We start from the raw sequence: 25,892 nt of genomic DNA, 5'->3' as shown, positions 1-25,892 counted from the left end.
TCCTTTTAAAGGTCAAGTACCAGTTCATCTGACTTCGCGCGCGACACGCAAATCATGATCGCGCTGTCATGTTCGTCGTCATCGAGCACGAAATCACGGTGATCAGCCTCGCCAGCGCAGAGCGCGGTCCGGCAGGCTCCGCAGGTTCCCGCTTCGCACGAGCTGGGCGTTTCAACGCCAGCCTCACGCAACGCTGCCAGAATGCTCTGTCCCGGCGCAACATTCACGCACACGCCGCTGCCTTTGAGTATGACGGTGAAGCTGCCGGATTGATCGCCGGGAGACGTGCTTGTGCCGAAATCCTCGAAATGGACCGCCGACGACGGCCAGCCCGATGCGCCATCACGCACAGCCTGCATGAGCGGGCGAGGACCGCAGCAGTAGAGATGCGTATTGCCTTCGCGCGTCGCAAGCAGCTTGGCGAAATCAAGTGACTGTTCAGTGTCGCCGTGATCGTGGTGAATCTGGACACGGTGCGATGGCAGCGCAGCAAGCTCTCCGAGGAAGGCAGTCGTTTCAGGCGAACGCGTGCAGTACACGAGCCGGTAGCGTGCGCCGCGTGCATCAAGCTCGGCCATCATTGCGCGCATAGGTGTGATGCCGATTCCGCCTGCGATTAGCAGGTAATCGGACGCTGCATCGGTGAGCGCGAAGTAATTCTCCGGTACCGACACACTCAGGCGGCTGCCGATCGGCACGTCATTGATCATGCTGATAGAGCCGCCTCGGCTGTTCGGATCGAGCTTGACCGCGACAACATAACGATCGCGCTCAGACGGCGCATTGCACAGGGAATAACGGCGCGCAACGCCACCCGGCGTTTCGATCAATACGTGCGCACCGGCAGTAAATGCCGGCAGCGGCTCGCGATCGGGTGAGCGAAATTCGAACTCGTAAATGCCGTCTGCAAGCAGAGTTTTGCCGGTAACATCAAGCGTCAGTGTTCGATTCATGATTGTTCAGGCCGGTCGGTTCCGGCGTCCCCTGAAGGTGGGTTAGATGGCCTTCGGCGCACACTGGTGCGCCAGCGGAATTTCGCAGCCATTTCGCGATGAGTGCAGTGCAGACAGGCAGATTTCGAGGTTGGCGAGTCCCCATTGACCATCATGCAGCGCGGGGCGGCGTCCGGTGATCGCGTCGTAAAATTCGGCCATCACGCGTTCACGCGGTGATGTGTCCGTGCGCAGCTTGAGTAAAGACATACCCTCATCCCTATAGACGAGCAGTCCCTCGGGGGACTGGCGAATTTCCCCGCGCTCGCAACTCACGAGCGTGAGGCCAAAGTGTGGCTGGAAGGGCGCGCGGCCGGGAATAGCGTGTTTCGCACGGGCCTGCTTGGCGCGCAACTCGTCTTTGGGGGCTATACGGGCGCGCGCAGCGGTCGGTGCATTGAAGCCCCATTCGCCAACGCCACCGACCAGCTCGGTGCTGGAGAAGCGGCCGTAGCCGTTGTATACGGCCGTTGCAGCAGCACCATTCGAAAATTCGATGAACACGATGTGCGCACCGGTCGCGCTGCGTTGCGCGTCAAAATCGAACGTCTTCGCGCGCACGGTACGCGCTTCACCGCCGCACAGTAGCCGAATGATGTCGAACTGGTGCGCGCCTTGACGGATCGTCACGCCGCCGCCTTCATTGTCATTCAGTTCATCCGGGCGGCGCGGCCGATAAATCCAGTCGCTGTAGCACCACGTGTTCACCATGCGCACCTGGCCCAAGTCACCGCTCGCGATAAGGCTGTGCATCAAGTGGACCGGTTCATCGTAGCTGTGAGAGTGCCCGACCAGCAGCACAACATCTGCCTTCGTGGCGGCTTCCACCATCGACTGCGCGTCAGCCAGACTGACCGCCATCGGTTTCTCAACCAGCACGTGCTTGCCTGCTGCGCAAGCCAGCTCCACGTGCTCGCGGTGCAACTGCGTAGGCGAGCCGACGTACACGGCGTCAAGACCGGGATGCATCAGCATTGCTTCGATCCGGGCGTAGGTTGCTACGCCGAATTCCGCAGCGGCTTCCGTGCGGATTTGCTCGACAGGATCAACGATAGCGGCCAGTTCGAATTCCGGGTGCTGGGCGAGGGACGGCAGGAACGCCCGTGCCGCTGCGCCGAATCCGACCATGCCAAGGCGCAGACGCCCTGTTGGATTTGTGATGGTGTTCATGAATTCTCCAGGTACCAATGCTGTAAACTTAGCGAACTAAGCTTCCTTTGTCAAATAAGGGGTAGTCTCTACTCCGTAATCCTCCTCCGATTCCTGCGGAATTGACGACGTATTGATCTTTCGTGGAGTTCTTCGCGGGATTCAACGAGTAGGTGTTTACCTGCATTGTTACTTAGGCGCCTAAGTTTAATATGCAAACGAAGTCAGCCGGCAAACCATTTCACCGCAACACATTGAGGGAACCTGTATGTTGACCGCAGAGCAGAACGTAGAACTGACGCGCGTAGGACGCGGCACGCCGATGGGCGAATTGATGCGCCGTTACTGGCAGCCAATCGGCGCGTTGTCGGAACTGGATGGCAAGTGGACGAAGCGCGTGCGCCTGCTGGGCGAAGACCTCGTGTTGTTCCGTGACCGTCAGGGCAAGCTGGGGCTCATCGCAGAGCAATGCCCGCACCGCCGCGCATCGTTCTTCCACGGCATTCCGACTGAGAACGGCATTCGCTGCCCGTACCACGGGTGGGAATTCAACGGCGCAGGCGACTGCCTGAATCAGCCCAATGAGAAGGACAACCCGGAATTCCGCAAGTCGGTTGCAACGGACTCGTACCCGGTCGAGGAATTGGGCGGCTTACTGTTCGCGTACATGGGACCGCCCGAACTCAAACCCCTGCTGCCGAAATTCGACGGCTTCGTGGCCGAAGGCGCGATTCGCATGATGGGCCGTGCGGAGCTGCCGATCAACTGGCTGCAGATCATGGAGAATTCGCTCGATCCGATTCACACGGAGTGGCTGCACGGTCACCACTATGAATTCCTGAAGGAGCAGGAGGGCATGAAGGTCGCCATCAGTACGCACCACGAGAAGATCGACTTCAAGGAATTCGACTACGGCATGACCAAGCACCGTCTGCTCGAAGGGCATTCGGAACAGTCGGACGATTGGCAGGTCGGCCACCCGATCGTATTCCCGAACATGCTGGCAGTCGGCAACGGCAGTGAAGCGACGCGCTACTACTCCTTCCAGATTCGCGTGCCGGTAGATGACGAAAGCACGCTGCACCTCTGGTACAACGCGTACATCCCGCCGAAGGACGCCGAAGTGCCCAGGCGTCTGTTCGACAAGGTGTACACGTACAACGTGCCCTACAAGGATGCCAACGGCGAATTCATCGTCGACAACGTTGACGGTCAGGACATGATGGCCTGGATCACGCAGGGCACGATCGCTGACCGCACTGCCGAGAACCTGGGTTCGACGGACATCGGCATCGCGATGTACCGCAAGATGCTGCGCCGTGAAATTCGCAACGTACAAGAGGGCAAGGACCCGAAGGGCATCGTGCGGGATGCGGCGAAAAATCAGTGCATCGTGTTGCCAAACGAGAAAGACAAGCACCACAACAGCGATGGTTTCGCCAGCTTCATGCTGCGTACTCATGCGAAGTACTCGCCCATCGCACGGGACATCGCGAAGGTGTTCGAGGGCGACAGCCATGGCGAGAAGCATGGCGAAGCGGACTTCGTGTATTAAGTAAGAACACCTATGCCCGGTCTTGGCCGGGCGCAGGTCTAAAAGTATATAGATCAGACGGAGACAAGCAATGAGAGAGCAAGCAAATCAACGTTGCTGGCACTGGATCATGTCAACAGCAGTGGCCCTATCTACCGCGTGGCTTGGTACCGCGTACGCCGAAAGCACGCAGGATTTCTATAGCGGTCGCACGGTGAACATGGAAATCGGCTATTCGGTCGGCGGCGGTTACGACATGTACGCGCGACTGCTCGCCAAGCATCTTGGCAATCATCTGCCCGGCAAGCCGACCATCACGCCGCAGAACATGCCGGGTGCCGGCAGTCTGAAGGCGGCAAATTACCTCTACAGCGTTGCGCCGAAGGATGGCGCGACAATAGGCACGTTCGGCCGTACGATGCCGGAGCAACCGCTGCTCGGTGAAGCGGATTACGATTCGCGCAGACTGGTCTGGCTCGGCAGCATGGACAGCGACGTGTCGTTGTGCGTGACGTGGCATACGTCGCCTATCAAGACGTTTCAGGATCTGATGACCAAGTCATCGCGCTTCGGCGGTCAGGGTGCGGGTTCCGATCCGGATGTGATGGCAAACACCATCAAGAATCTCTTCCACGCCAAGCTGCAACTCGTCACCGGTTATCCGGGCAGCAACGAAAGCGCGCTTGCGATGCAGCGCGGTGAAATCGACGGCGAATGTGGCGCGTCCTGGAGCACGTTGCGCATGCGTCACCCGGACTGGCTGCGCGACCACAAGGTCAACTTGATCGTGCAGATGGCGCTTGAGAAGCATCCCGACCTGCCGAACGTGCCTCTGCTATCCGACCTTGCGTCCGACGCAGAAACAAAACAGGTGCTAACGGTTATTGCGGCAAGTCAGGCGCTCGCGCGTCCGTTCGCGGCGCCTCCCGGTATTCCTGTCGATCGTGCCGACGCGCTGCGCAAGGCATTCGCGGATACGATGAAGGACCCCGCGTTCCTCGCGGATGCGAAGGGTTTGAGCATCGAGGTGCGTTACGTTCCGCCTGAGCAGATCAGCAAGGTGCTCGATGATCTTTACAAGACTTCGCCAGATCAGATCGCGAAGGCCAAGGCCGCAGTCGGCGGGCGCATGTAACGCAGCAAGCGCAGCAGATAGTTTGGCCTGGGCACGGGCAATACTGCCCCCGCTGCGCAATTGAACAAATAATCAGTTCACCAATTACACAAGGAATTTTTATGACGCTCGGAGAAGCTCAACAGCAGCTTATCGACGCAGGCCTCATTCTCGAAACGAACGGTCAGGGAGATTTCACGCGCGGTCACGTGTCGGTGCGCATGCCGGGCGATCCGTCGCAATTCATCATGAAGCCGCACAGCTACGGTTTCGATGAAATCACGCCTGAGAATATCGTCGTGTGCAACCTTGACGGCGAGAAGATCGGCGGCGGCGGTCGCCGTCACAGCGAAGTGTTCATTCACTCGGAAATCTACAAGGCCCGGCCGGATATTACGAGTGTGATCCACACGCACCCGATACATGCGGTTGCGCTGTCCGCGACGGGCAAATCACTGAAGATGATCAGCCAGCCTGCCTGCACTTTCGCAGATGGCGTGCCGTATTACACCGACACGGTGAACCTGATCCGCACTCAGGATATGGGTCGCGGCGTCGCTCAGGCGCTCGGCAATGCAAAAGCGGTGCTGATGCGCAACCACGGTGTGGCGGTTGCCGGACGCACGATCGAGGAAGTGGTGATTCTCGCGCTTGCGCTCGATGAGGCCTGCCACATCCAGCTTCTGACGGAAGCAGCAGGCGGCGAGGGCGAGGTGTTCTCGGACGAAGATGTGCAGCGCCTGCATGATCAGGTGACGCGACCGGAACAGTTCACGATCAACTTCGATTATCTGCGCCGCAAGGTGCAACGCGCTCGGCGTTGAGCGGTGGCGACAGATTAATCGAAAAGATACTTGCGAGCGGCGCTGCAAATCGCTGATTCTGGCGAGCGCAGCGCCGCTTTGTCACCGGTAACACAGTACAACGGAGACAACACATGTCCGTTCATCATGATTTGACGCGTACACTGCGCGCGCGTGTTCAACCGGAGCAGCAACCATGCTAGATGCTGCCCTTCAGGCGTTCGTCGTCGTGATGGACCCGCTGCGCCTGCTCACGATGCTGGGCGGCGTCCTGCTCGGCCTCGGGCTCGGCGTGGTGCCTGGCCTGGGCGGCATCGTCGGCCTCGCGCTGCTGATTCCGTTCACCTATCACACCGACGGTTACACCGCTTTCGCGCTGCTCCTGGGTATGGCGTCAGTCACTACCGTGTCAGACGTGATTCCGGCCGTTTTATTCGGTGTGCCGGGCACGGTCGGTGCTGCGGCAACTGTGCTTGACGGTCACCAGATGGCGCGCAAGGGACAGGCGGCGCGTGCGTTCGGCGCGGGCTACATGGCATCGCTTTCTGGCGGCATTTTTGGTGCACTGCTACTCGCGCTGCTGTTGCCATTTCTGCGCACGGTTGTGATGTACGTAGGCTCAGCCGAATTGCTGGCCTTCTGCATTTTTGGCCTTTCGATGATCGCAGTGCTGAGCGGTAAAGCGCCTCTCAAGGGGCTTGCGGTTGCGTCGTTCGGATTGATGTTGTCGCTTGTCGGTTCCGATCCTCAGACCGGTACATTGCGCTGGACCTTCGGTTCGTTCTATCTGTGGGATCATCTTCCGCTCGTGCCTGTCGCGCTCGGTATCTTCGCGATTCCTGAACTGGCGGACATGGCGATCGAGCGTACGAGCATCGCACGCGATACAGAGGGTGCGGCAAGCGTCAGCGGTAGCCAGTGGGATGGCATTCGCGACGCAATGCGCAACTGGTGGCTTGTCGTGCGTTGTAGTGGGCTGGGTGCCGTGCTGGGTGCCGTGCCCGGTATAGGTTCAGCCGTGATCGACTGGATGGCATACGCCCACGCGCTGCGCACGGAGAAGAACGTCGAGAACTTCGGCAAGGGCGACGTTCGCGGCGTGATTGCAGCGGAAAGCTCAAACAACGCCAAGGAGGGCGGTCACCTGATTCCGACGATTGCATTCGGCATGCCTGCTGGCGCATCGATGGCGCTACTGCTGAGCGCGTTCATGATGCACGGGTTCACGCCCGGCCCGGAAATGCTGACGAAACATCTGAGCGTGACCTACGCGATTATCTGGACATTGGCAATTGCGCACATGATGGGCGCGCTCATCTGTCTGTCGGGCAGCAAGCTGTTTGCGAAGCTCGCGACTGTGCGTGTCGGTGTGCTGCTGCCGCTGATCCTCGCGATTCTCTTTCTCGGTGCGTTCAACGCAAGCATGAGCTGGGGTGACCTCTGTTCGCTCGTGCTATCCGGTGTGTTCGGCTGGATCATGAAACGTCTTGGTTGGCCTCGTCCGCCGCTGATTCTGGGTTTGGTTCTCGGTACCATGTGCGAGCGCTATTATTTCATTTCCACTGAGGTGTACGGTGGGGAGTTCTTTGCGCGCCCGATCGTGCTGATCGTACTGCTGGCCGCGCTGTGGGTCGTGATCGGCCCGGCAGTGCGTCGCGGGTACCGAAATCTGCGCAACAAGCGGGCAACGAATGCCACGCAGCAGCCGAAAGGCAAATGGGTCGCGCGCCGCTTCGATCACCAGACGCTGTTCGCGCTCGTGATGGTGGTGATTCCGGCTGCTGCAATCTGGTCAGCACAGGACTGGAATTTCGGCGCGAAACTGATGCCGCTGACGGCAGCGACAGCGGCTCTGCTGTTCTGCACGCTGATCTGTCTGCGTCAACTTGTCACGGTAGAAGGTGGCGTTTCTGCCGAAGAAGCCAAGACAGGCGACAAGCACGAAATACCGTATCACGCAGACCCGGTGCCTGCGCATCTGGTACGCGCTCGCGCCCTGCGCTTCTTCGGGTGGATCACGGGTGCACTGGCGCTCGGGTATTGCATCGGCCTGCTGCCTGCGCTGTTCGTCCTCGTGCTGCTGCTGACGCGTTTCGAGTTTGCCGAGCGCTGGCGTACTTCCGTGCTGTTGGCGGTAGTGACGACGGTTGCATTGTGGGTGATCTTCGGTCGCATTTTTGCGATTACGTGGTCGCCGTCGATACTCGGCAACATGTTACCGGCGCTGCGGAATGTGACCGGCGGGATACTTTAAGCTTCGCTGAGGATAGCGAATCCGCCGGATTATCCCGGCGTTTTTCAATTTGGAACGCGCTTCCTAAAAAATGAACGGTATCAATGCTCCGTTGCAGGACAACAGCCTTGTATGGTCTGATGCACGGCTGCTGGGTTTCACGCCGATGGATGATGTGCACAAGGAATTCTATGAAGTCGCGCTACGGCTCGTGACCTGCACGGATGCGAACGCCCTGGCCGCGATCGCGGAATTCGAGAACCACGCCGTCAGCCATTTCGAGCAGGAAGATGAATGGATGCGCACGACCAACTTCCCCCCGCGCGACTGCCACATCGACGAGCACGAAGCCGTGCTGAAGTCAGTCCGAGACGTTAAAGCAGCGGTCGAAGCAGGGCAGGCCGGTTGCGCGCTGGTGCATGACATCGGCATGCATCTGTACAACTGGTTTCCGGGACACGCCGACTACCTGGATTCGGCGCTTGCCGCATGGATGGCGAAACAGACGATGGGCGGAAAGCCCGTTGTCTTCAGGAGAAAGATCTGAAAGGCCTTGCCAGTTCTGCATCGCGGTCAGTGAGGGCTGTGTGCGGTGAGGCTCCTGCCGCAGCACGTCGACGCGCAGCTCCGCTCGGTACCCGCGGCGACTGCCTGCTGCGCGCGCCGTCATTCCGAACGATTGCCGGTAGCGTGTGAGCTCCGTCATCAGCTCGCGCGTCGCCGGGATCAGCCTTTCCCCGTCCCCTTGCCGTGGACGGTCAGCCACCAGCGCATCGCGCCATCGGCATCGCGCCGCACGAAGAACTGGCCCATCGTGTTGCCGCCGACCTCGGCGATGCGCAGACCCCCGAGATAGAGCAGCGTGAAGAGCCAGCGCACGCGGTGATAGTGCGCGCGGGCGCGCGCGGTGTCCTGTGGCATCGACGCGATGGTGTCCTTCACCCTCTGCCACAGCCCAGGTTCGAGATAGCGGGTAATGCGAGGCGCAGTCTGCCGCGCCCGCTGGCGTGAGAGCGCGAGTGGGTTACCGGCCAGATACCCGGCCTGCACCAGCCACGAAAACAGCACGTTCAGGATGACCATCGCCTGCCGGGTGCTGGCGGGGGAAAGCGGGCCGTAGAAAGGCCGCCAGCGCCACCCACATCGAGGCCGGCTGCGGGTCTGCCAGAATGCGCTGATAGCGGACAAAGTCCTCACGAGAAACAAAACCCTGATCGGCACGTAACCCGGTGAAATGGATATAACGGCGGCAGACCTGATAACTGCGCCGCATGGTTTCTCCGCGAACGCCGGGCCCGGCACGGGTCTGGAATGCTCGTGAGTGAGCGACGACAGCGGTTTGCCTGACTGCACGAGGGACCAGAGCAGCAGCCGCTCCGCTTCCTTGCGGTAGCTCTCGAAGGTCGTCGGCTTGTCGGCGAAGCGTGCGAGCCATGCCCGGATGGCCTCGAGATCGTTTGACGCGGCGATCTGCGCGTGCCCGACGCTCGCGCGGTTTGTTCCCGCGCGACCGTCGAGGCCTGCGGGAATCGCGAGCGTTTCAAGCGGGGCCGGGTGCAGCGCGACGAGGCTATCGGAAGGCGGGCTCGGCATAAGGGTGAGCTTTTTCGGGAACCGGCGCCCACAGGGCGCCTGCCGGACTGGAAATCGTCATGAAGCCCATTTAACTTAACATTATAGGGATAATGTCAAAATACGATACCTCCAGCGTTAGATACAGAGCGGTTTACGTTGTATTATTTGCCAAATGTTACGCAAACCACACCCATGCCCGACGCCCTGCCTGATGAAACCCGCCTGGCCGCTGAAATCGACCGCCTGAAGGCCGAATTCCCGAAGACGCGCGAGCTGTACCGCGAGGTCTGCGCGCTGCTGTTCTTCCGTTTTGGCATCACACCGACCGCGAACCGGCTTTACCAGCTGGTGAAGCGGGGCAGCATGGGTACGCCGACCCAGGTGCTCGGTGAATTCTGGGCCGAACTGCGCGAGAAAAGCCGCGTGCGCATCGAGCGTCCGGACCTGCCCGCCGACCTGCAGGCCGCCGCCGGCGAACTGGTCGCGACGCTGTGGACCCGGTCCACCACATCCGCTCAGGCCGAACTCGAGGCACTGCGCGTCGAAGTGGAAGGACAGCGCACGGACGCGGAGCAGCGTGTCGCGGCAGCGCGTGGCGAGCTCGACCGGACGGAAACGGCGCTCGAGCAGCGCACGGCGGCGCTGCTCGCTGCGCAGGTCGAGGTCCGCGAACTGGAGAAGGCACAGGCCGAAGGCCACGCGGCGCGGCAGGCGTTCGAGGCCGAGATCGGACGGCTCAAGGATGAGGTGGTCGCGCGCGACCGCGAACTCACAAAGGTGCGGGAAGGCTTCTCGCGGGATCTCGAGAAGCTGCGCGAGAGCGCGGAGCGCGCCGAAGAGCGGCTGCGCGCCGCGGAAAAGCGCGCGCTGCTGGAGATCGACCGCGAGCGGAGCGCGGCCGCGAAGCTGCAGAAGGAGCTCGATGAGGCGACGAAGCGCGCCGACCGACGCGAGGCGGATCACCGCAGCGTGATCGAGGGCCTGCAGGCGCAGCTGGGTGACGCGCGGCATCAGGCGGGCATCCTGCAGGGGCGACTCGATGCCGTCGAGGCCGCGAACGGGACGCTGCAGCATCAGCTCGCAGCGGCGCGTCAGACCGATGCCCGCCCAGCCCGGCCGGCCCGAGCGAAGGCCGCGCCTGCCCGTCCGACCGCGGCACGCCCTGCACTGACGCGCCCCATGCGGCCGCCGGCCACGCCGGCCACGCCGGGCGCGTCGCGCAAGGCATCTGCAACACCCGCGTCACCGGCGACGGCAAAGAAACCTGTGGCGCGTCGCAGGCGGGGGTAGGCACGATGGAAGACAGGAACAGCCGCCGGCGGAAAGGCCGCAAAGCCCCGGCCTGCCCGCCGATCAGCGCGCTGATGCGTTATGGCGAACGGATCGTGCGGGTGGTCGCCGAAGCCAGCGGCCAGCGCGTGATCATCGAATCGGTCAACGAGGACGGCCGCGCCTTCCGCAGCACCGTGAAATGGGCTAGCCTGAGCGCTCTTCACGATCAACTTTTCTGAGCGCGATGACCCTACCGCAGACCATGCAGCAGCTCGACATCTTCGCCGACAGTCGGGACGTCATGTTACGCAACGACGTGCAGGAGCAGTTGCAGGGGCGCCATGTGGCCGCCGCGCGCGTTGCACTGGATCTGCTGCGCGTCGAATTTCCGGACGATGGCGCGCTGCCGGCAATGGTCGTGCTGGTTCGCGAACTCGGGCGCGCATCGACAGCGCCGCTCGCTGACCATGTGGCCTTGGCCATCGCGCGCCGGCACCTGGACGACGAGGTGGCGCCCGCCGCCTCACGGGTACTGCCCGCGCACACCGTTCACGCCTGGCTCGCACCGTGCTGGCGATCGCTCGCCCAGCGGGCCGCGGCCCTGGAATTTCGGGGCGCCGATGCCGACAGCCATGCTGCGCCGCTCTGGCTGCTGGCGGCCGACTGGGTGCTCGCCAGTGAAGCGGTCGAGACCATTGAGTCGTGGTGGCGCATTCCGGCACCGCTCGCGTGGATGCCGTCGCCGCCGCAACGGGGCAAAGCAAGGCGGTCGCAGCCGAGACGATCGACGCCTTCATCGGGACCGTGACGACGGCGGTGACGAAGGGCGATGCCGTCCAGCTGATCGGCTTCGGCTCGTTTTCGACCGGTGCCCGCGCGGCGCGCACTGGCCGCAATCCGGCCACCGGCGCCGAAATCCAGATCGCGGCCGCGAAGACGGTGAAGTTCACGGCCGGCAAGGCATTCAAGGATGCCGTCAACGCGGGCTGATGGCCAACGCGCGGCCGCCCGCTCACACAGGCCGGTTGAAAAAACGGGATCCCGCCGTCATAATGAAAACATAGCGGCGCTGCGGTTTAAATATGCCCGGATCACCTGCGACAAATTGGCGTCGGCGATCGTAAGCGTACTTTGAGTACGTCAGGTCCGGGTACCGCACCTTTTCCAGTAGCCTCCTTCGGGAGGCTATTTTCATATGGGCGCAACGATTTGGGCGCAACGATCTATCTCGACGAAAGCGGCTGCCTCGGCTGGAAACTGGACGCGCCCTACCAGCGGGGCGGCTCGAGCCGCTTCTTCACGCTGGCCGCCGCGATTATCCCGGACGGTGCGGAGCCCGTTCTTGAACGGGTGGTGCGCGGCGTGTACAAGCATCGAGGTCGCTCGGCGGGCAACGAGCTCAAGTCCGTCCTGCTCTCGTCCGGCGAGCGGATGGCTTTTGCCGGCGAACTCGCGAAGATCCGGGCCAGGCATCCCGACATCCGTTTCGTCACGATCACGGTGCGCAAGGAAAAGGCGAACAGCGCATTCCGGCGCACACCCAACGGCCTGTACAACTTCATGGCGAAGCTCCTGCTGCTTGAGGTCATGAGCGAGTACGAGTCGGTGTGTTTCATCCCTGATGCGCGTTCACTGAAGGTCGAACTGAAACATTCATTGCACGAGTACCTGTGCACCGAACTCGCGGGCAGCGGCGCCGAGACCATGCTGCAGACCACGCCGTGGGAAAGCAGGGACAGTTTTTCCCTGCAGTTCGTCGACTGGATGGCGGGCATCGTCTGGGCGCATCATGAGCACCGCAACGGCGACGCCTACAAGTCGGCATCGCCGAGTATCGCGCAGCGCTGGCTGTTCTTCTAACCGCCACGCGCGCCTCCCCGAGGCAGCAAGGCGCGCCCTGGATGGGCTATCGTACGTGCCAGTTACGATTACGGCTGTTCGGCTGTAGCGCACGGCCTGACGTGGCGCAACGCGTTGCTTGACGGCCACCGGCTAGTGGTCGGTCGTGAACTCGCGCGGCACGACCTAGTGGTCACACACACGTGTGTGAGATCAGGTGTTATGTCAAAGCAAACAATCAGATTAGTGCGTTTTGTAGTGCGCCAAAAAACGCACGGCGCACCATAACCATGCCGCCCTGAATGCCCCCTTACCGGCCAGCAATCCTTTCCTGCCATGGCAGTCCTTCGAGGGGGATTGAAGGAGAGACGATCGCGGTGCCCGCGTTATCAGACTGCGTCGAGGAGCGCCCGCGGAAGCAGGCGCCCCTCGACGAATGTCGCGCTCTTGCGCGCCGTCTCCGAAATCATTTCGCCTGTCGTTTCGTCTCCTTGATCAGCTTGCGTGCGTTGTTGGTAATCTCAAAATCTCTCTGGCAGATCGGTCTGCCGGTGGTGTCGTAACCGGTCGCAAGTTGTACCTTGGCCTGTTCGTACAGCATCTCGAGCAGCGCCAGTTTTTGGGCCGACGACAGGTCGCCAAGAGTGCTAACGGATTTGCGCGTCATGTCGGCTCCTATGTGTTCTGGGGATAAACGGTCGCGACCCGCTTGTTCTTCCGGTACACGTCTATTGCCTTGTCAATATCCATCTCGACCAGCTCCGTGACGATGCGTGAGATCGATACGTCAAGTGCGTCGATCTCCACGTAGGGCGCATCACGGTCACGCTTGATCTCGATCCTCATACGCGTTCGCAGGTTCGCGCCCACGTGGTCGCCGAGCTGCACCACGCGCGACTCGGTACGCGTGGTCCGCTGTCTCACCTCACGCAGCAGCTCGATCATCTCGTCGTACTGGATGCCTGCCACGTCTTGCTGTTCGTTTTTCAAGATGGTCTCCTTGATCAGCCTTTGGGCATTGGGAGCAGCCAAGTGCTCCCGGAATGTCTGCACATGCTACTGCCGTGCATAAGCCACGATGTCCATGCCCATCCCAGTTAGGTCGGGACCGGTCATGTGGCGGTATCCATGCTCCGTGTCGTGACCAATAAGGGCAAGCAAGCGACAGCCGTGTTCTGCCATTACGCAGGTTGCTCACGTGCGGGTGATGGGCGAACGTTTTGTAGTCGACTACAAAACGTACGTCTGGAAAGAATGGGGATCCGCGCCACGACACGCGGAGACGAAGTGCGCGCAGGCACTGCACTGCATGCGAAAATCGGTAAACCGAAGCTGACCGGCTGCGGGCAAGCTCCGGGGCGGATCAACGAAGAAGACCAACGTGCAATCTGTAGTCACAACAAATTGCACGCCAATCACAACGCGCGTGGATAGGATTTGCCGGGGCCCCCTCGATGTTTTATATAGGATAATGTCCTCTATCACATATAGGCTGGCCATTAAAAACGGCAATCAAGGTGCTGGCCGTGATGACACATGGTTGGAGCTTTGTCTTGCGGAGAAGCACGGGGACGAGATCGCGCGAACCGAAATCATCGTCGGCCGGAATGGCCATCGAATCTGAGCCGCTGCAAACAGCACTCGAAAATAGAGCTGCTCGTCCGACGAGTCGTCGGTCGCCGCCTGACCGAATGGCGGTCGGTCAATCGCAAGCAGGCGTTCGCCGATAGAGTGCGAGGGTCGTTCATGGCCGAACTGAGACGGACGTTCTGACACCGTCGGTCAAATCAAGTCAAAACTTCTAGCGCTTAGCGGTGTGCGGCTTTTTTCTTCATCGCCGTCATCCGCCCCGGTGGCCCGCACCCAATGCACGCATCCGCGCTCTGCCTGTGCTTGCACTGTAAGCACCTCGCGACGCGCCGTCCGCAACGCGGCGCCCGCGTGAGGCATGATCGGGAATCGGGTTACGTGTCAGCAGACGCCGATGGGCCAGACTGCCGAGGCAGCTTCGTGGCCACGTTCCAGGGCAACAGTTCGTCGATGCGGTTAATGGGATGGTCAGCGATATGGGTCAGGACGTATTCGAGGTAGGCGCGCGGGTTGATCCCGTTGAGCTTGCATGTGCCGATCAGACCGTACATCGCGGCTGCCCGCTCGCCTCCGCTGTCGGAGCCGGCGAACAGGAAGTTCTTGCGGCCCAGACTCACACAGCGCAGCGCGTTTTCGGCCAGGGCGTTGCTGATCTCGGCACGGCCCTCTTCGCCATACAGCACGAGCGCATCCCACTGGTTGAGCGAGTAACGGATCGCTTTGGCCAGATCGGATTTCTTCGACAGCGTGGCGAGCTTGTCCGTCATCCAGGTCTTGATGGTCGCGAGCAGCGGCACGCTTTTCTCCTGCCGCACGCACAGCCGTTCAGCAGCGGGTTTGCCACGGATGTCCGCCTCGATGCCGTAAAGTCCACCGATCAGTTCGAGCACCTCTCGGGTCGCCTCGGTAGGCGTTCGGGCATGCACGTCGTAGAGGTACCGTCTCGCGTGGTCCCAGCATGCAGCTTCACGGATCTTGCCGCTCTCGTACAGTTCGTTGAAGCCACTGTAGGCGTCGGCCTGCAGGATGCCCTCGAATCCAGCGAGATGGGTCTGGGGGTGGATGCCTTTGCGGTCGGGCGAGTAAGCAAACCACACCGCGGCCGGTTCGGTCGAGCCCGAACGGGTGTCATCGCGCACATACACCCACAGGCGCCCGGTTCTTGTCTTCTTCTTGCCCGGCTCAAGCACCGGGATCGGCGTGTCATCCGCGTGCAGCTTCGACGGTGCCATCGTGTGGCGGCGAAGCGCCTCGGTCAGCGGCACGCAAAGGGCCTCGCACTGGCCGACCCAGCGTCCCATGCTGGCCGGATCCAGCTTCACGCCGTCGCGCGCGGCAATCTGCGACTGCCGGTACAACGGCGCGTGGTCAGCGTACTTCGAGACGAGGATGTCGGCCAGCAGGCTCGGATGGGCAATGCTGCGCGTGATCGGCAGGCCGGGCATGGACGGCTGCGAGAAGTGGTGGCCGCACGGACAGACCGTCTTGCGCCGGATCGTGCGAATCACCTTGAACATTGCCGCGACGCGGGCGAGCTGCTCGGACACGTCTTCTCCGAGCGGCTGCATGGCGCTGCCGCACTTCGGGCAGGTCGCGTCGGCGTCGAGTACGCGTTCTTCGCGTGGCAGATGCGGCGGCAGCGCTTCTTTCGGCGATGCGTCGCCCACAGGCGTGCTCGCGCTTGATTCGTGGGCGCGTCGCACATCAGCGACACCACGCTCACCGGTCAAGTCCTCGAGCGCGGTTTCGAGCCGCGCGACCTCCCGGTCCAACTGCTCGGACTTGCGGCCGAACTGCATGCGCTTGAGCTTGTCGATCTGCGCCTTGAGCTGCTCGATCTCCAGATCGCGCTCGGCAAGCTGGGCACGGGCCTCGATCAGCAAGGCCCGCAGGGTTTCAACATCGTCAGGAAGTTCGGCGCCGTTCGACATGCGGCGCAGTTTACGAGCCTTCCTCGCGGTTTACAACATCGACAGTGCAGCGGTGCGACGCGGCTGCCGCCAATCGATGCCTTCAAGCAACATCGACAGTTGCGCCGCCGTCAGATGGACCTTGCCGCCATCGGCGTGTGGCCAGACGAAGCGACCACGCTCAAGCCGCTTCGCAAGAAGCCAGAGCCCGTCTTCGGTCGCCCACATGACCTTCACGAGATCGCCGCGCCGGCCCCGGAAGATGAACACGTTGCCACCCAGCGGATTGTCCTCGAGCGCCGTCTGCACCTTTGCCGCCAGCCCCTGGAACCCGCAGCGCATGTCGGTGACGCCTGCCACCAGCCAGACGCGTGTACCCGTGGGTAGAGAGATCACGATCGCACGCTCCCCAGGACGACGCGTAGCGTGTCGGCGTCGACAACGCCGTCGACCTTGACTACCACGTCACCGAACCGGATCTCGATCGTCCCGGCTCGTGCAGTCCGGTTGCAGACGTCCCTTGCATCTGGGGGCATCGCCACGCGCTGCGGCGGCGTCTCATGAACCACCGCCACTGGAATCAGGCACGTCGTTTCCGCCTGCAATTGCTCGCGATAGCGACGCCGCCAGGTGAACAGCATGTTTGCATTGATGCCATTGTCCCGCGCCAGCTTCGCGACCGACGCACCAGGCTCACATGCCGCGGCCGCAAGCCGGCGTCGAAACTCGCGATCATAATTCGGGCGTCCCTTGCGGCTACCCGGCTTGGCTTCCGACTCTGTCACAGTGATGTCCATCAAATCGAAAATGATGGGCACCACTTTGATGTCGGTTCTCGCCGCCGTCTACGACGGTCGTCGTGAGGTGCTTACCTTGCACTTGCTTCTGCTCGTTCTACAGGCATAGGGCATGTGATCCGCCCGCAACGTCACCCCCAATGTTCGCAAAGACGGCAGGGGCGGTCAGTCGCGGCGTCCGGGTAGCGGATGTGGGACATGGGGTGCGTAACACTGTATGAATGTACAGTGTATCTGGGCCCGGCAGCAGTATCATTGAGTTATCTCAAAAATTCGAGGTGGCGCTATGCGCTACTCGGCACAGATAGAAGCGGACTATCGCAAATATGTGAAGGCGTTCGGCCCGGACATTGGTCTCCGCGAGTTCGCGCAGCTGTACTGGGAGCGCTCGAAGAAAAAGAAGGTCAAGATTCCCAAGGCCGTCGACGCGGCGTTTGCCGACCCGAACAACGAAATCGAGCGCGAGATCAAGGCGCTGATCGACGAATTCAACCTGGAGCAGACCGCGGCACTTGAGCAGGAAATGTTCAAGCAGCGCGCGCGGCTCACAGACGCCGAGCGTCTTCTCCAGTCCAAAACAACCAAGGCGGCCACGGAAAGCAGGCGCATCGCAACGGACAAGATCGACGCGGCCCGGCGACGCCTGGACGACATCCGGCGGGTCGAACTGAAGGATCGTGATTCCCGGATTTTCCCTGGCGGCTATGCGCCCGTCATGGTCATCGAGGACGGGCATCGGGTAATCAAGCCGATGCGGTACCAGTGTCGGCCAGCGGGCAAGCCGCCGTTCTACGACACGAAGTACCCCGGCACGTACAACGCGCGGAAGGCTTCTGGAAGCAGCTATTCGGCTACTCGCACGGGGTGATGATCGTGTCCGCGTTCTATGAGAACGTCAGCCGGGCAAAGATGGAGGGCCGCGTGCAGGAGGAGGGCGAGGAAGCCGAGAACGTCGTTCTTGAATTCCGCCCGCGCGCCGGCGGCGAAATGCTCGTTGCGTGTCTGTGGTCGCGCTGGACGGCGCCCGGCGAGCCAGACCTTCTGTCGTTTGCAGCGATCACAGACGAGCCGCCGCCCGAGGTTGCCGCGGCGGGCCACGACCGCTGCATCGTGCCGATCAAGCGCGAGAATGTCGACGCGTGGCTAAACCCCGACCCAGCCAACCTCACAGCGCTATATGCAATTCTCGATGATCGAGAGCGACCGTATTACGAGCATCGCTTGGCGGCGTGACGGGACACCGGTGCGGGTGTCAACCCAGTGCGACCCTATCCCGATTATTAGTTTGTAGACTATTCAACAGCCGACCACATCAAAATGAGGCGCGTCTCGTTTTGCAGCGCGCGCTTTTGCTCGCGTTAGGCTACGGCTGAAAGATTTAAAAAAACAGATGCGCGAGAGCGCGGAGAATCCGTAAAATGATATACCCAGCCGCTAGAAGAACAGCTGAACTAATAAAGCCTAGAGCAGCGGTGTTCACTCGTCCAATAGTGACGTGAAGAAAACCGAAAAGTCCCTGAATCCAAGAGAACTCCAGGATATCTTCTCCGCTCCGTCGAATAATGTTGTTGCTTCCGTTTCGACTGATGTCAGCCGCCAACGGGACGGCCAAGATGCCGATAACAAAAAGTATAATGAACAACATTTTCTCAACCCTTTGTAATGAGCACCAACACGTAAAGACCGAGTAAGAAAGCGCCAATGATACTGTTCAATAGGGCCAAAAAGCTCTCGCCATGAGCCTTCCCTTGCTTTATTGCTGCAGCTATGCGGCCAGTGACCAGTGTTCCTACCAAAGCAAAAACAAGCAAGATAAAAAGCTGTGTTGATCGATTTGCAATTGGATCAGACGCCAAAGTTGGCATTGACCTCAGCACCGATACATTGCTGACGCCCGGAAATAGATCAATCGTCGCGACGAGCTGCAATGCAAGGGCCGTAAGCAGAGCGCCAAAAGTCAGTACACAGTTATCGTAACCGAACTTGTAAAAGGCAAACTCCCCCGCAACTATATCGCCGACGACAGACTTTATGATAAGGCCACTCGCCGTAATTAAAAGAATAAGCCATGCCTTACCTTTGATTGGCGCCATCCAACCAAACTGTACAGCAACATATGGTAAGACCACAACGAACAGAATTGTGACCACTATTCCAACGAGAAATTTATAGATATTCATGGCGGTCTTTTCGGATTCGGTAGTGACCCGCGGCGCAGCTGATTGACAGTCTAGCTTGAAATGCTGATTCAGACTCACAGAAAAACGCGATGGCGTTTTCGCCAGGCGCGGTTACCCAGCCATCCATAGGACCCCAATGACAACGGGCGATGGATCTGACCTCCTGTAGCCTCGAGCTCGGCGCGTTAGGTCGGAACCCCATCATTAAAGTCCCCTATCTTTGTCCGTGGTGAACGGTCGGACAACTCTGAAATTTTCGCGCTGCCGGCTACCGTCGACGTGGACGCTCCTCGAGTTCGTCATCAGCCCCGATCGCTCTGAGCCAATGCACGCATCCGCGCTCTGGCTGTGCCTGCACCTGCTTCTGCCCGTTCCACAGGCATAGAGCATGCGATCCGCCGACGATGTCGCCGCCCCAATGTTCGCAACGGCGGCAGTGGCGGTCGGTCACGGCGTCGGGGTATCAAAACTGAGCCACGATGAGATACTGTATAAAACACAGTATATGAGGCTCCAAGCAGTATCTGCAGCGATCAAATACGAGCCACCGCCTGAGGATGCTGCGGCGGGCCGCGACCGCTGCAACGTGTCGATCAAGCGCGAGAATGTGTAGGTGTCGCTGAACCCCGATCCGATGAACCTGGCTGCGCTATATATGCGATTCTGGATGATCGCGAGCGACCGTATTGTGAGCATCGGATGTCGGCTTGACGAGGCGCCAGTTTGAGCTATCGTGGGATGAGTGAGCGCGCGTTACAGATCCGAATCCAGTAATACATCAGGGCGTGGACTGGTGAGCCCCAAGCCCGATAAAACTTGTGGCGACGTTGGTGAAAACCGGTGCCTGCGAACATTATGCCGAAAATCAAGCGTGACGAGACTGTGCTTCAGCGAGCGGTTTTCCTGCAGGATGCGCCGGCCAATGCGTCGCCGTCAGAATCAGACAATAAATCGGATTTCTCGGCCTACCTGACCGGTTCGGCATTGCTATTTGGCGCCTACTTCTATTTTATCTCATGGATGCACCTGTATTTTTACTATCGTGAGCTCGGAATTTCGCTCATGTCGCTGGATATTCCGATCTATTATTTTCTTGTTTATTCGTACAGTGCGATAAATGTCCCATCAAAAACCACTTATATTATCGTGTTTTTGGTAATTTTATTTTTTACTATTCTTGATAGAAGATGGTCATGGGATAAGAAATCATTAGTGATTGAAATCTTCCATAGAGTATTGCTGACAGGTTTTATACTTTTGGTCTTTATCTTCGGATACATGATCGCACGAGGCCAAGGCCTCGATCAGGCGAGGGAGGCTCGAAGAGGTGGCTTGAGGACTGTGCACATTGTCTTTAAGAAGGAAGCGCTAACAAATTTGCCAGACGAAATTGCATCCTCAGACAGAGAATTCGCGATGAAATATATTACAGAGACCAAAGATAACCTATATGTGTTGGTGCAACCAGGAATTCACCTTGATCCACGCCCCATCGGTTATACATATATCATTCCGAGAAAGGGCCTCGCATATGTGAAAATAGATCTCACAGGACACGAGTATGTTGATCCAAACTGTATTGTTCCCTTTTTTTGCGAAGAGAAATCCGAACCAAAGGCGGCCGAAAATGCTAGGTAGAATATGTTTTTATTCCTTATCCGTTTTCTGCGCAGTACATGCCTACGCCGAGGACCGTCTGATTTTCACTGCGACGCATATAGAGTATCTCGGCAAGCGAAATGACAACACCACGTTTATTACGTGCGATCTGCGTACCATTCCCATCGGAAATGGAATAATAAAGCCCACGGAAGAAACTTGTAAATCCGATGACCCCCAGCTGAATGTCGGCGGGTTATTTGCAAAAACAGAGGGCAAACCAATCAGCGTGATTGACCCGGTTAAGGTCAAGAGTGTGGACGTGAAAAATTACACCCTGGTTGGGACCGATGCTGACAATAGAACTGTCAAGCTTGAATATCCACGAAAGGAGGCGTCGCCGAACAGCGTCGAACTGACAGATATAAAAGCGGGCGACAAATTGAAAGTTGTCATTTTCAAAACCAGCGAACAGAAATTCCCCTGGACTCCTCTGCTTGTGACGCCGGCTTCGGAGGTGTCCCGCCAATGATGGTCTTTCATCTTTAGGTTCTAAGCATGATTCAGTTATGGCCGTGGCTGGTGCTGGTGCTGGGATTATTGGGCGCTGGAATTACTTCCCACATGGATATTGTTTTGCCATTGCCGCAGCAACGAACGAAACCGCGGGCAAATTTCGGTCGTCTGGAAAGAACATCAAGTCTTCTTCGACGGCCTTCTTGACAATGAACTCCATCGCATTTTGCGACACGTTATCCGGCAGGCAAAGGTGAATCTTGCCAGCCGATCCGCCGGCCGCACTGAAGCCTTCCGTCACGCCGAGGATGTAGAACCCACATGCGTTGCGGTCGGCATCGTCAGGAGAAGTACAGAACTTCTGGAGATCCGAGACTGTCATCTGGCCAGCCTCTGCGATGCTCGCTACGGAATCAGTCAAGAAAACTGCAAGTGCGCAGAGTGTCGACGCCAATCTGTTCATCGTTTTTCCAGTTCACGTGACCGTGGTGACTGACAACGTCGACTCATCGCGATCAATCGACGCTCGACGCCGACACCGAGAGCGGGTCTCCGCAGTTCGCCAACGTCCACCATCAGCCCAGCGGGCATGCAGACGCAATAGCATAATTTTGTGGCGGGCGCTGCCGAGTTCTCAAGCGCGCTGTGCATAGGGAAATGACAGCTTTTTGCCAGCATCGCCTTTCGGAGCGCCTGTTTGCTAGGAATTGTAGGGGTTCGAGTCCCTTCCTTGCACCACTATCGGTAGTCAAGAAAAACCGGCCCTTCGTCATTTTCGGGCGCCAGCCAGACTTCGGAGTGGGGACGTGTCCTCTTCGCCGCGACTGAGACGCAAAAAGCCCGCTCGATGGCGGGCTTATTCCGAAATCCTCGTTTTCGTTCCGAATTTCACTTTGTGAAATCCACGAACTTCGATAAACGATTGATTCTAATCAATTCTTTGGGGTGGCTGATGGGACTCGAACCCACGACGACAGGAATCACAATCCTGTTAGGACGGCATTTCCCGACGTTGACTTAAATTTACGAAAACACCGAGAACCCGCACGCACGGGGAAACTCATGGTGTTTTGGTTACATTATCCTATTGACTTGCGTTGATTGCTTGCCACACAATCGGGTTACATGGCGGTTACATGGAATCGTGTAACCCGGTTCTCAGGGTGGCAAGCGGTGGCAAAGGTCAATTTCACGGCGGCTCGGGTCAATGGGCATACCTGCCCCGCTGGCAAGTCACAATCTTTCCTGTGGGACAGCGATACTCCAGGCCTAGGGTTGCGTGCGACTGCTGCCGGTTCCAAGGCTTACATTTTTCAGAGCAAGTTCCACGGCGCGACGGTGCGCGTGACCATCGGTAGCCCTGAATCGTGGCCCATAGAGTCTCAGTTTGAGAAGGTCGACGGCGAACGACGGGAAATTACGCGCGGCGCTCGACAAGAGGCCCGCCACCTGCAAACGCTGATAGATCGCGGTATCGACCCGCGCGAACACGCCGCCGAGCAGCGCGCCGCCCATGAGGCTAGAAAGGCTGAGGCACGCCGCAAGGATGCGTCTCTGTCGGATGCGTGGGCGGAGTACATCGAGGCTCGACGCACGAAGTGGAGCGAACTGCACTACCGCGACCATGTAACCCTTGCTAGCGCGGGCGGGCAACCGAAGAAGCGCGGCAAGGGTCTTACTGAGCCGGGGCCACTCGCGGCGCTGATGCCGTTGCGGCTGGCAGACCTGAGCGCCGACCGCGTGGGCGAATGGCTGGCGGACGAAGCCTCACAGCGTCCGACTCGTGCTCGACTCGCCTTCAATCTTCTGCGCATCTTTGCGACGTGGTGCGAATCGCGGGGCGAATATAAAGGGCTGATTGACGCCCAAGCAATTTCCACGCGCATTTCAAAAGATACGCTGCCAAAGCAGGCCGCAAAGACGGATTCCATTCAGCGCGAGCAGCTTGCCGCATGGTTCGGAGCCGTTCGCCAGCTCGGAAACCCGGTCATGGAGGCATATCTGATCGGCCTGCTGTTGACCGGTGCGCGCCGCGAGGAACTGGCCGAACTGCGATGGGATGATGTGGATTTTCGCTGGCGGTCCGTGCACCTGAAAGACAAGGTAGAGGCCGCTGGCCGCACGATTCCACTGACGCCGTTCTACGCCAGTGTGCTGCACGAACTCAAACGCATCAATGAGACGCCGCCGAACGTGCGCCAGATGCGGAAGCTTGAACGCGAAGGCAAAAACTGGGAGCCGTCGCCGTGGGTGTTTTCAAGCGCAACTGCTGCCGATGGACGGCTTGCCTCACCGAATCGAGCATTGCATCGTGCGTGCGAGGCTGCCGGTATTCAGCCGGTCACGCTACACGGCCTGCGCCGTTCGTTCGGTTCGCTTTCCGAGTGGTGCGAAGTGCCTGTTGGCGTGGTGGCGCAAATTCAAGGTCATAAGCCGTCCGCGACCGTCGAACGGCACTACCGCGTGCGTCCGCTGGACTTGCTGCGTAGCTGGCATGACCGCATCGAGCAATGGATTCTGGCTGAGGCGCGCATCGAGTTTGACGCCGAGCAGGCCACACCCGGATTGCACACTGTCAGTCAGTAATCTGCAAACATAGCAAAAAAGAGATAAACTGAAGTTTTGGCATGTCGAGTTGATACACGAGGCCGAAGCCGAATTGCTGGCGCTACTGCCCGATATGCGCGCCCGGTTTCTGCACATCGCGGAGATGCTGGCGGAGTTCGGGCCGCAGCGCGTCGGGATGCCCCATGTGCGCCCGCTAGAAGGAAAGCTGTGGGAAATCCGCATGACGGGCCGGGATGGCATCGGCGGGCGATATACGTCGCTCGGACGGGGCACCGCCTGGTTGTGCTGCACGTGTTCGCGAAAAAGACGCAGAAGACCCCACGCCGAGCCATCGAAGCGGCCTATGCACGGATGAAGGAGAACTGAACGTGACTGACCTTGCAACCCTGAAGAAGCGCCTGCTGGCCGACCCGGATACCCGGGCCGAGTATGAAGCGCAGACACCGGAGTTTGCCATTGCCCGAGAACTCATTGCGGCTCGCGTTCGGGCTGGACTGACGCAAGCCGAAATTGCGGTGCGGATGCAGACAACGCAATCGACCATCGCCCGCATGGAAAGTGGCCGCGCCATGCCCTCGCTGCGCACGTTGGTGCGCTATGCCGAGGTGACGGGTTGCCGTGCCGTGGTGCGTCTCGAAGCTGCCAGGTAGCACGACCGCCGCCTGACGGCTTCAGGAAAAGCGACGGCGCGGGTGCGCAAACACCAACGCCGCCTAATCAACACTGCAAACTAATCGGAGCTTGCAAGCATGGCTGATACCAATTCTAGTGCGCAACACGGAAGTACCGACCACTTCCCATCGGACTTGGCGAATTCGCTTGGCCTTCGGGGCGCGTCTGATGAAGCCATTATCGGGTGGGTTTGCAGTCGATTCGAGGTTATCGAGCAGCAGATACACATCGCCGCATCAGTCGCGCGTGGTGGTTCGTCCCGAGCTAGCGCCGTCGATGCGATGGGCGACCCGCTTGACTCCACATCGGCGGGTATTTTCGATGCGATTGTTCAAGCGCTGGAAGACATCACCGCCCAAAACGAACTGCGCGCTGGCTTGACCGAGCTTCGTCGTGCTGTGACCGAGCGTGCCACCAGCGGCACGGCCTGATATCCGGTTTGCCGGGCCTAGGGTAGCTCCCGAACGTGCGCAAACCCTGCCGCACTGGCCCGGCCTCTTCATGAGGGAACTTGTAGAGCTTGCCGTATGAAACAACCGCTGCCATTCCAAACGCTGGATTATGCCGCTGACGTATTGAATGAAATTTGCCGTGACCGGGGTTTGCCCGAAAACTCGTATTCTGTCGAGGCATTCTTGCTCGATGCACAGAAAGGCCGTGTGCGCCTGACGGTTGTTCTGCCCGGAAACGTTCTGATAGACCGGAAAAATGGTGCATCGATACCGTCCGCAAGATTCCGTGCCGTCTTTTTATCCCCCAAGGTCAATCACCCCGAGGAAATGCCTTTTGGTCAGACATTCCCGAAGGGTGCGGAGCACTTTTACATCGATGCGGTTACGGCATACAGCCTATCCGTGCGTCCATCGGGCGTTGAGTTGCGAGCACTAGAGAATGTTCGCCCCGATGGCGGCGTGGACGTTTACCGCACTGCTGAGCCTCTGATAGAGGTGGGCGTTACCGATTTACGAATCAGCTTTGGCGAGCTACGTAAATACGCTGTCAAGTTGCTTGCTGCCCCGGACGATGCAGCAGATTCCCATGAAGCCAGCAAGCCGAGCCTTGCCGCCGAGCCCAGGCCGAACGGTGCGACGATAGCCGACGAAACACCGGGTCGCGCATCCGAGCAGGCGACCGACAGCGCGCCACCCGCCGCCGCTCATGACATTGCGTCCGCAACCGATGCGGGCGAAGCTATCGGAAACGAGATCGCCAGAATTCAGATGGGCCGTAATACGAAAGAGGTCATGGACGCCTACATCCAGAGTCGCGCGCGCCACATATACGCCAATCAGTGGCTATACGCTGACCATAAAACGCGCCCGGACACCAAACAGGGTATCGCCGCAATCATTGCCACCGAGATGGAGAGAAACAAGTATAGGAGCGACCGCGACAAAGTGCTGGGTGCCTCGACCATCGTAAAAGAAATTCCGAAGGGGCTCACCGGCGGCCGCGCGAAAAACGGCAAAAGGCGCTAGCAATCCGAATCGGCGCGCCGATTCAACCCTACGCCGATTTAATACGCCGATTCGAAAATTGCCGCAGAGGC

At 59.5% G+C, this 25,892-nt stretch carries 25 protein-coding genes, 1 tRNA gene and 3 pseudogenes; 18 read left to right on the top strand and 11 right to left on the bottom strand.

Translation table 11 applies throughout. From position 1 onward, the window contains the following. Positions 1-5 precede the first annotated feature (5 nt). Together OKW35_RS00470 and OKW35_RS00465 are read right to left on the bottom strand one after the other, a co-directional pair. Complete coding sequence (locus OKW35_RS00470) at positions 6-953, bottom strand: PDR/VanB family oxidoreductase (RefSeq protein ID WP_429550905.1); 948 nt, start codon at positions 951-953, stop codon at positions 6-8. Between the two features lie 42 nt (positions 954-995). Continuing rightward, the gene (locus tag OKW35_RS00465; RefSeq protein ID WP_429550904.1) at positions 996-2,162 is read right to left on the bottom strand and encodes a Gfo/Idh/MocA family protein; all 1,167 of its coding nucleotides are present in this window, start codon (positions 2,160-2,162) and stop codon (positions 996-998) included. A gap of 247 nt (positions 2,163-2,409) precedes the next feature. On the opposite strand from OKW35_RS00465, the gene OKW35_RS00460 reads away from it, so the two are divergent. From OKW35_RS00460 to OKW35_RS00440, 5 genes are all read left to right on the top strand, one after another. Beyond that, positions 2,410-3,696: a Rieske 2Fe-2S domain-containing protein gene (locus OKW35_RS00460; protein WP_429550903.1), complete on the top strand. Its 1,287-nt coding sequence runs from the start codon at positions 2,410-2,412 to the stop codon at positions 3,694-3,696. Positions 3,697-3,805: 109 nt separating this feature from the next. Next, the gene (locus tag OKW35_RS00455) at positions 3,806-4,810 is read left to right on the top strand and encodes a Bug family tripartite tricarboxylate transporter substrate binding protein (RefSeq protein WP_429550902.1); all 1,005 of its coding nucleotides are present in this window, start codon (positions 3,806-3,808) and stop codon (positions 4,808-4,810) included. 101 nt (positions 4,811-4,911) lie between these two features. Beyond that, a complete protein-coding gene (locus tag OKW35_RS00450; protein WP_429550901.1) occupies positions 4,912-5,613 on the top strand; it encodes a class II aldolase/adducin family protein in 702 nt (233 codons plus the stop codon). 175 nt (positions 5,614-5,788) lie between these two features. Continuing rightward, a complete protein-coding gene (locus OKW35_RS00445; RefSeq protein ID WP_429550900.1) occupies positions 5,789-7,846 on the top strand; it encodes a tripartite tricarboxylate transporter permease in 2,058 nt (685 codons plus the stop codon). Between the two features lie 70 nt (positions 7,847-7,916). Continuing rightward, the gene (locus OKW35_RS00440; protein WP_429550899.1) at positions 7,917-8,372 is read left to right on the top strand and encodes a bacteriohemerythrin; all 456 of its coding nucleotides are present in this window, start codon (positions 7,917-7,919) and stop codon (positions 8,370-8,372) included. Positions 8,373-8,486: 114 nt separating this feature from the next. On the opposite strand, the pseudogene OKW35_RS00435 reads toward OKW35_RS00440, so the two are convergent. After that, positions 8,487-9,418, bottom strand: a pseudogene (locus OKW35_RS00435) (tyrosine-type recombinase/integrase); the annotation flags it as partial. A 174-nt stretch (positions 9,419-9,592) separates the two neighbouring features. Between OKW35_RS00435 and OKW35_RS00430 the strand changes: the two are divergent. The 5 genes from OKW35_RS00430 to OKW35_RS00410 all read left to right on the top strand — a co-directional run bounded on the left by OKW35_RS00430 (position 9,593) and on the right by OKW35_RS00410 (position 12,532). Beyond that, a complete protein-coding gene (locus tag OKW35_RS00430) occupies positions 9,593-10,690 on the top strand; it encodes a DNA-binding protein (RefSeq protein WP_429550898.1) in 1,098 nt (365 codons plus the stop codon). 5 nt (positions 10,691-10,695) lie between these two features. Further along, on the top strand, positions 10,696-10,911 hold the full coding sequence (locus OKW35_RS00425; RefSeq protein WP_121325512.1) for a hypothetical protein: 216 nt from the start codon (positions 10,696-10,698) through the stop codon (positions 10,909-10,911). Between the two features lie 23 nt (positions 10,912-10,934). Beyond that, a complete protein-coding gene (locus tag OKW35_RS00420) occupies positions 10,935-11,480 on the top strand; it encodes a hypothetical protein (RefSeq protein WP_429550897.1) in 546 nt (181 codons plus the stop codon). Further along, positions 11,402-11,662, top strand: coding sequence for an HU family DNA-binding protein (locus OKW35_RS00415; protein ID WP_429550896.1), 261 nt, complete (start codon positions 11,402-11,404; stop codon positions 11,660-11,662). The genes OKW35_RS00420 and OKW35_RS00415 overlap by 79 nt, the downstream gene beginning before the upstream one ends. A 219-nt stretch (positions 11,663-11,881) precedes the next feature. Beyond that, a complete protein-coding gene (locus tag OKW35_RS00410) occupies positions 11,882-12,532 on the top strand; it encodes a DUF3800 domain-containing protein (RefSeq protein WP_429550895.1) in 651 nt (216 codons plus the stop codon). Positions 12,533-12,977: 445 nt separating this feature from the next. On the opposite strand, the gene OKW35_RS00405 is transcribed toward OKW35_RS00410, so the two are convergent. The 5 genes from OKW35_RS00405 to tnpA form a co-directional block, all read right to left on the bottom strand. Continuing rightward, on the bottom strand, positions 12,978-13,178 hold the full coding sequence (locus tag OKW35_RS00405) for a hypothetical protein (protein WP_429550894.1): 201 nt from the start codon (positions 13,176-13,178) through the stop codon (positions 12,978-12,980). Between the two features lie 8 nt (positions 13,179-13,186). Beyond that, positions 13,187-13,501 (bottom strand): hypothetical protein, encoded by a 315-nt coding sequence (locus tag OKW35_RS00400; RefSeq protein WP_429550893.1) that lies wholly within the window; start codon positions 13,499-13,501, stop codon positions 13,187-13,189. Positions 13,502-14,475: 974 nt separating this feature from the next. Then, the gene (gene tnpC / locus OKW35_RS00395; RefSeq protein ID WP_429550851.1) at positions 14,476-16,032 is read right to left on the bottom strand and encodes an IS66 family transposase; all 1,557 of its coding nucleotides are present in this window, start codon (positions 16,030-16,032) and stop codon (positions 14,476-14,478) included. Between the two features lie 30 nt (positions 16,033-16,062). Continuing rightward, positions 16,063-16,407: an IS66 family insertion sequence element accessory protein TnpB gene (gene tnpB / locus OKW35_RS00390; protein WP_026225368.1), complete on the bottom strand. Its 345-nt coding sequence runs from the start codon at positions 16,405-16,407 to the stop codon at positions 16,063-16,065. Further along, a complete protein-coding gene (gene tnpA, locus OKW35_RS00385; protein WP_429550852.1) occupies positions 16,404-16,796 on the bottom strand; it encodes an IS66-like element accessory protein TnpA in 393 nt (130 codons plus the stop codon). Before tnpA ends, tnpB begins: the two co-directional genes overlap by 4 nt. Before the next feature lie 298 nt (positions 16,797-17,094). Between tnpA and OKW35_RS00380 the strand changes: the two are divergent. Then, positions 17,095-18,041, top strand: a pseudogene (locus tag OKW35_RS00380) (SOS response-associated peptidase family protein). Between the two features lie 416 nt (positions 18,042-18,457). On the opposite strand, the gene OKW35_RS00375 reads toward OKW35_RS00380, so the two are convergent. Continuing rightward, positions 18,458-18,988 carry a hypothetical protein gene (locus OKW35_RS00375; RefSeq protein WP_429550892.1) on the bottom strand — a complete coding sequence of 177 codons (531 nt, stop codon included), beginning with the start codon at positions 18,986-18,988 and terminating at the stop codon, positions 18,458-18,460. Between the two features lie 840 nt (positions 18,989-19,828). Between OKW35_RS00375 and OKW35_RS00370 the strand changes: the two genes are divergently transcribed. Together OKW35_RS00370 and OKW35_RS00365 are read left to right on the top strand one after the other, a co-directional pair. Beyond that, entirely contained in the window at positions 19,829-20,626 is a 798-nt protein-coding gene (locus OKW35_RS00370; RefSeq protein WP_429550891.1) for a hypothetical protein, read from the top strand. After that, complete coding sequence (locus tag OKW35_RS00365) at positions 20,616-21,119, top strand: hypothetical protein (RefSeq protein ID WP_429550890.1); 504 nt, start codon at positions 20,616-20,618, stop codon at positions 21,117-21,119. The genes OKW35_RS00370 and OKW35_RS00365 overlap by 11 nt, the downstream gene beginning before the upstream one ends. An 81-nt stretch (positions 21,120-21,200) precedes the next feature. On the opposite strand, the gene OKW35_RS00360 is transcribed toward OKW35_RS00365, so the two are convergent. Together OKW35_RS00360 and OKW35_RS00355 are read right to left on the bottom strand one after the other, a co-directional pair. Then, a complete protein-coding gene (locus OKW35_RS00360; RefSeq protein ID WP_429550889.1) occupies positions 21,201-21,566 on the bottom strand; it encodes a Rap1a/Tai family immunity protein in 366 nt (121 codons plus the stop codon). Positions 21,567-22,044: 478 nt separating this feature from the next. Beyond that, positions 22,045-22,138: transfer RNA gene (locus OKW35_RS00355), tRNA-Ser, on the bottom strand. A 138-nt stretch (positions 22,139-22,276) separates the two neighbouring features. Here OKW35_RS00355 and OKW35_RS00350 point away from each other — a divergent pair. The 5 genes and pseudogenes from OKW35_RS00350 (at position 22,277) to OKW35_RS00330 (ending at position 25,821) form a co-directional block, all read left to right on the top strand. Then, the gene (locus tag OKW35_RS00350; protein WP_429550888.1) at positions 22,277-23,689 is read left to right on the top strand and encodes a tyrosine-type recombinase/integrase; all 1,413 of its coding nucleotides are present in this window, start codon (positions 22,277-22,279) and stop codon (positions 23,687-23,689) included. A gap of 49 nt (positions 23,690-23,738) precedes the next feature. Continuing rightward, a pseudogene (locus OKW35_RS00345) lies at positions 23,739-24,037 on the top strand (type II toxin-antitoxin system RelE/ParE family toxin). A 2-nt stretch (positions 24,038-24,039) separates the two neighbouring features. After that, positions 24,040-24,321: a helix-turn-helix domain-containing protein gene (locus tag OKW35_RS00340; protein WP_429550887.1), complete on the top strand. Its 282-nt coding sequence runs from the start codon at positions 24,040-24,042 to the stop codon at positions 24,319-24,321. Positions 24,322-24,420: 99 nt separating this feature from the next. Continuing rightward, positions 24,421-24,774 carry a hypothetical protein gene (locus tag OKW35_RS00335; RefSeq protein WP_429550886.1) on the top strand — a complete coding sequence of 118 codons (354 nt, stop codon included), beginning with the start codon at positions 24,421-24,423 and terminating at the stop codon, positions 24,772-24,774. A gap of 96 nt (positions 24,775-24,870) precedes the next feature. Next, a complete protein-coding gene (locus OKW35_RS00330; RefSeq protein ID WP_429550885.1) occupies positions 24,871-25,821 on the top strand; it encodes a hypothetical protein in 951 nt (316 codons plus the stop codon). The last annotated feature ends 71 nt before the right edge of the window (positions 25,822-25,892 follow it).

Source organism: Paraburkholderia sp. MM5477-R1 (assembly GCF_050436385.1).
Taxonomy (GTDB): Bacteria; Pseudomonadota; Gammaproteobacteria; order Burkholderiales; family Burkholderiaceae; genus Paraburkholderia; species Paraburkholderia tuberum.
This window is presented reverse-complemented; position numbering and strand designations above follow the sequence as displayed.

Excerpts from the sequence above, each read along its gene's own strand:
- OKW35_RS00470 (WP_429550905.1), bottom strand. The coding sequence starts at position 953 with ATGAATCGAACACTGACGCTTGATGTTACCGGCAAAACTCTGCTTGCA.
- OKW35_RS00465 (WP_429550904.1), bottom strand. The coding sequence starts at position 2,162 with ATGAACACCATCACAAATCCAACAGGGCGTCTGCGCCTTGGCATGGTC.
- OKW35_RS00460 (WP_429550903.1), top strand. The coding sequence starts at position 2,410 with ATGTTGACCGCAGAGCAGAACGTAGAACTGACGCGCGTAGGACGCGGC.
- OKW35_RS00455 (WP_429550902.1), top strand. The coding sequence starts at position 3,806 with ATGTCAACAGCAGTGGCCCTATCTACCGCGTGGCTTGGTACCGCGTAC.
- OKW35_RS00450 (WP_429550901.1), top strand. The coding sequence starts at position 4,912 with ATGACGCTCGGAGAAGCTCAACAGCAGCTTATCGACGCAGGCCTCATT.
- OKW35_RS00445 (WP_429550900.1), top strand. The coding sequence starts at position 5,789 with ATGCTAGATGCTGCCCTTCAGGCGTTCGTCGTCGTGATGGACCCGCTG.
- OKW35_RS00440 (WP_429550899.1), top strand. The coding sequence starts at position 7,917 with ATGAACGGTATCAATGCTCCGTTGCAGGACAACAGCCTTGTATGGTCT.
- OKW35_RS00430 (WP_429550898.1), top strand. The coding sequence starts at position 9,593 with ATGCCCGACGCCCTGCCTGATGAAACCCGCCTGGCCGCTGAAATCGAC.
- OKW35_RS00425 (WP_121325512.1), top strand. The coding sequence starts at position 10,696 with ATGGAAGACAGGAACAGCCGCCGGCGGAAAGGCCGCAAAGCCCCGGCC.
- OKW35_RS00420 (WP_429550897.1), top strand. The coding sequence starts at position 10,935 with ATGCAGCAGCTCGACATCTTCGCCGACAGTCGGGACGTCATGTTACGC.
- OKW35_RS00405 (WP_429550894.1), bottom strand. The coding sequence starts at position 13,178 with ATGACGCGCAAATCCGTTAGCACTCTTGGCGACCTGTCGTCGGCCCAA.
- tnpC (WP_429550851.1), bottom strand. The coding sequence starts at position 16,032 with ATGTCGAACGGCGCCGAACTTCCTGACGATGTTGAAACCCTGCGGGCC.
- OKW35_RS00375 (WP_429550892.1), bottom strand. The coding sequence starts at position 18,988 with ATGAATATCTATAAATTTCTCGTTGGAATAGTGGTCACAATTCTGTTC.
- OKW35_RS00365 (WP_429550890.1), top strand. The coding sequence starts at position 20,616 with ATGCTAGGTAGAATATGTTTTTATTCCTTATCCGTTTTCTGCGCAGTA.
- OKW35_RS00360 (WP_429550889.1), bottom strand. The coding sequence starts at position 21,566 with ATGAACAGATTGGCGTCGACACTCTGCGCACTTGCAGTTTTCTTGACT.
- OKW35_RS00335 (WP_429550886.1), top strand. The coding sequence starts at position 24,421 with ATGGCTGATACCAATTCTAGTGCGCAACACGGAAGTACCGACCACTTC.
- OKW35_RS00330 (WP_429550885.1), top strand. The coding sequence starts at position 24,871 with ATGAAACAACCGCTGCCATTCCAAACGCTGGATTATGCCGCTGACGTA.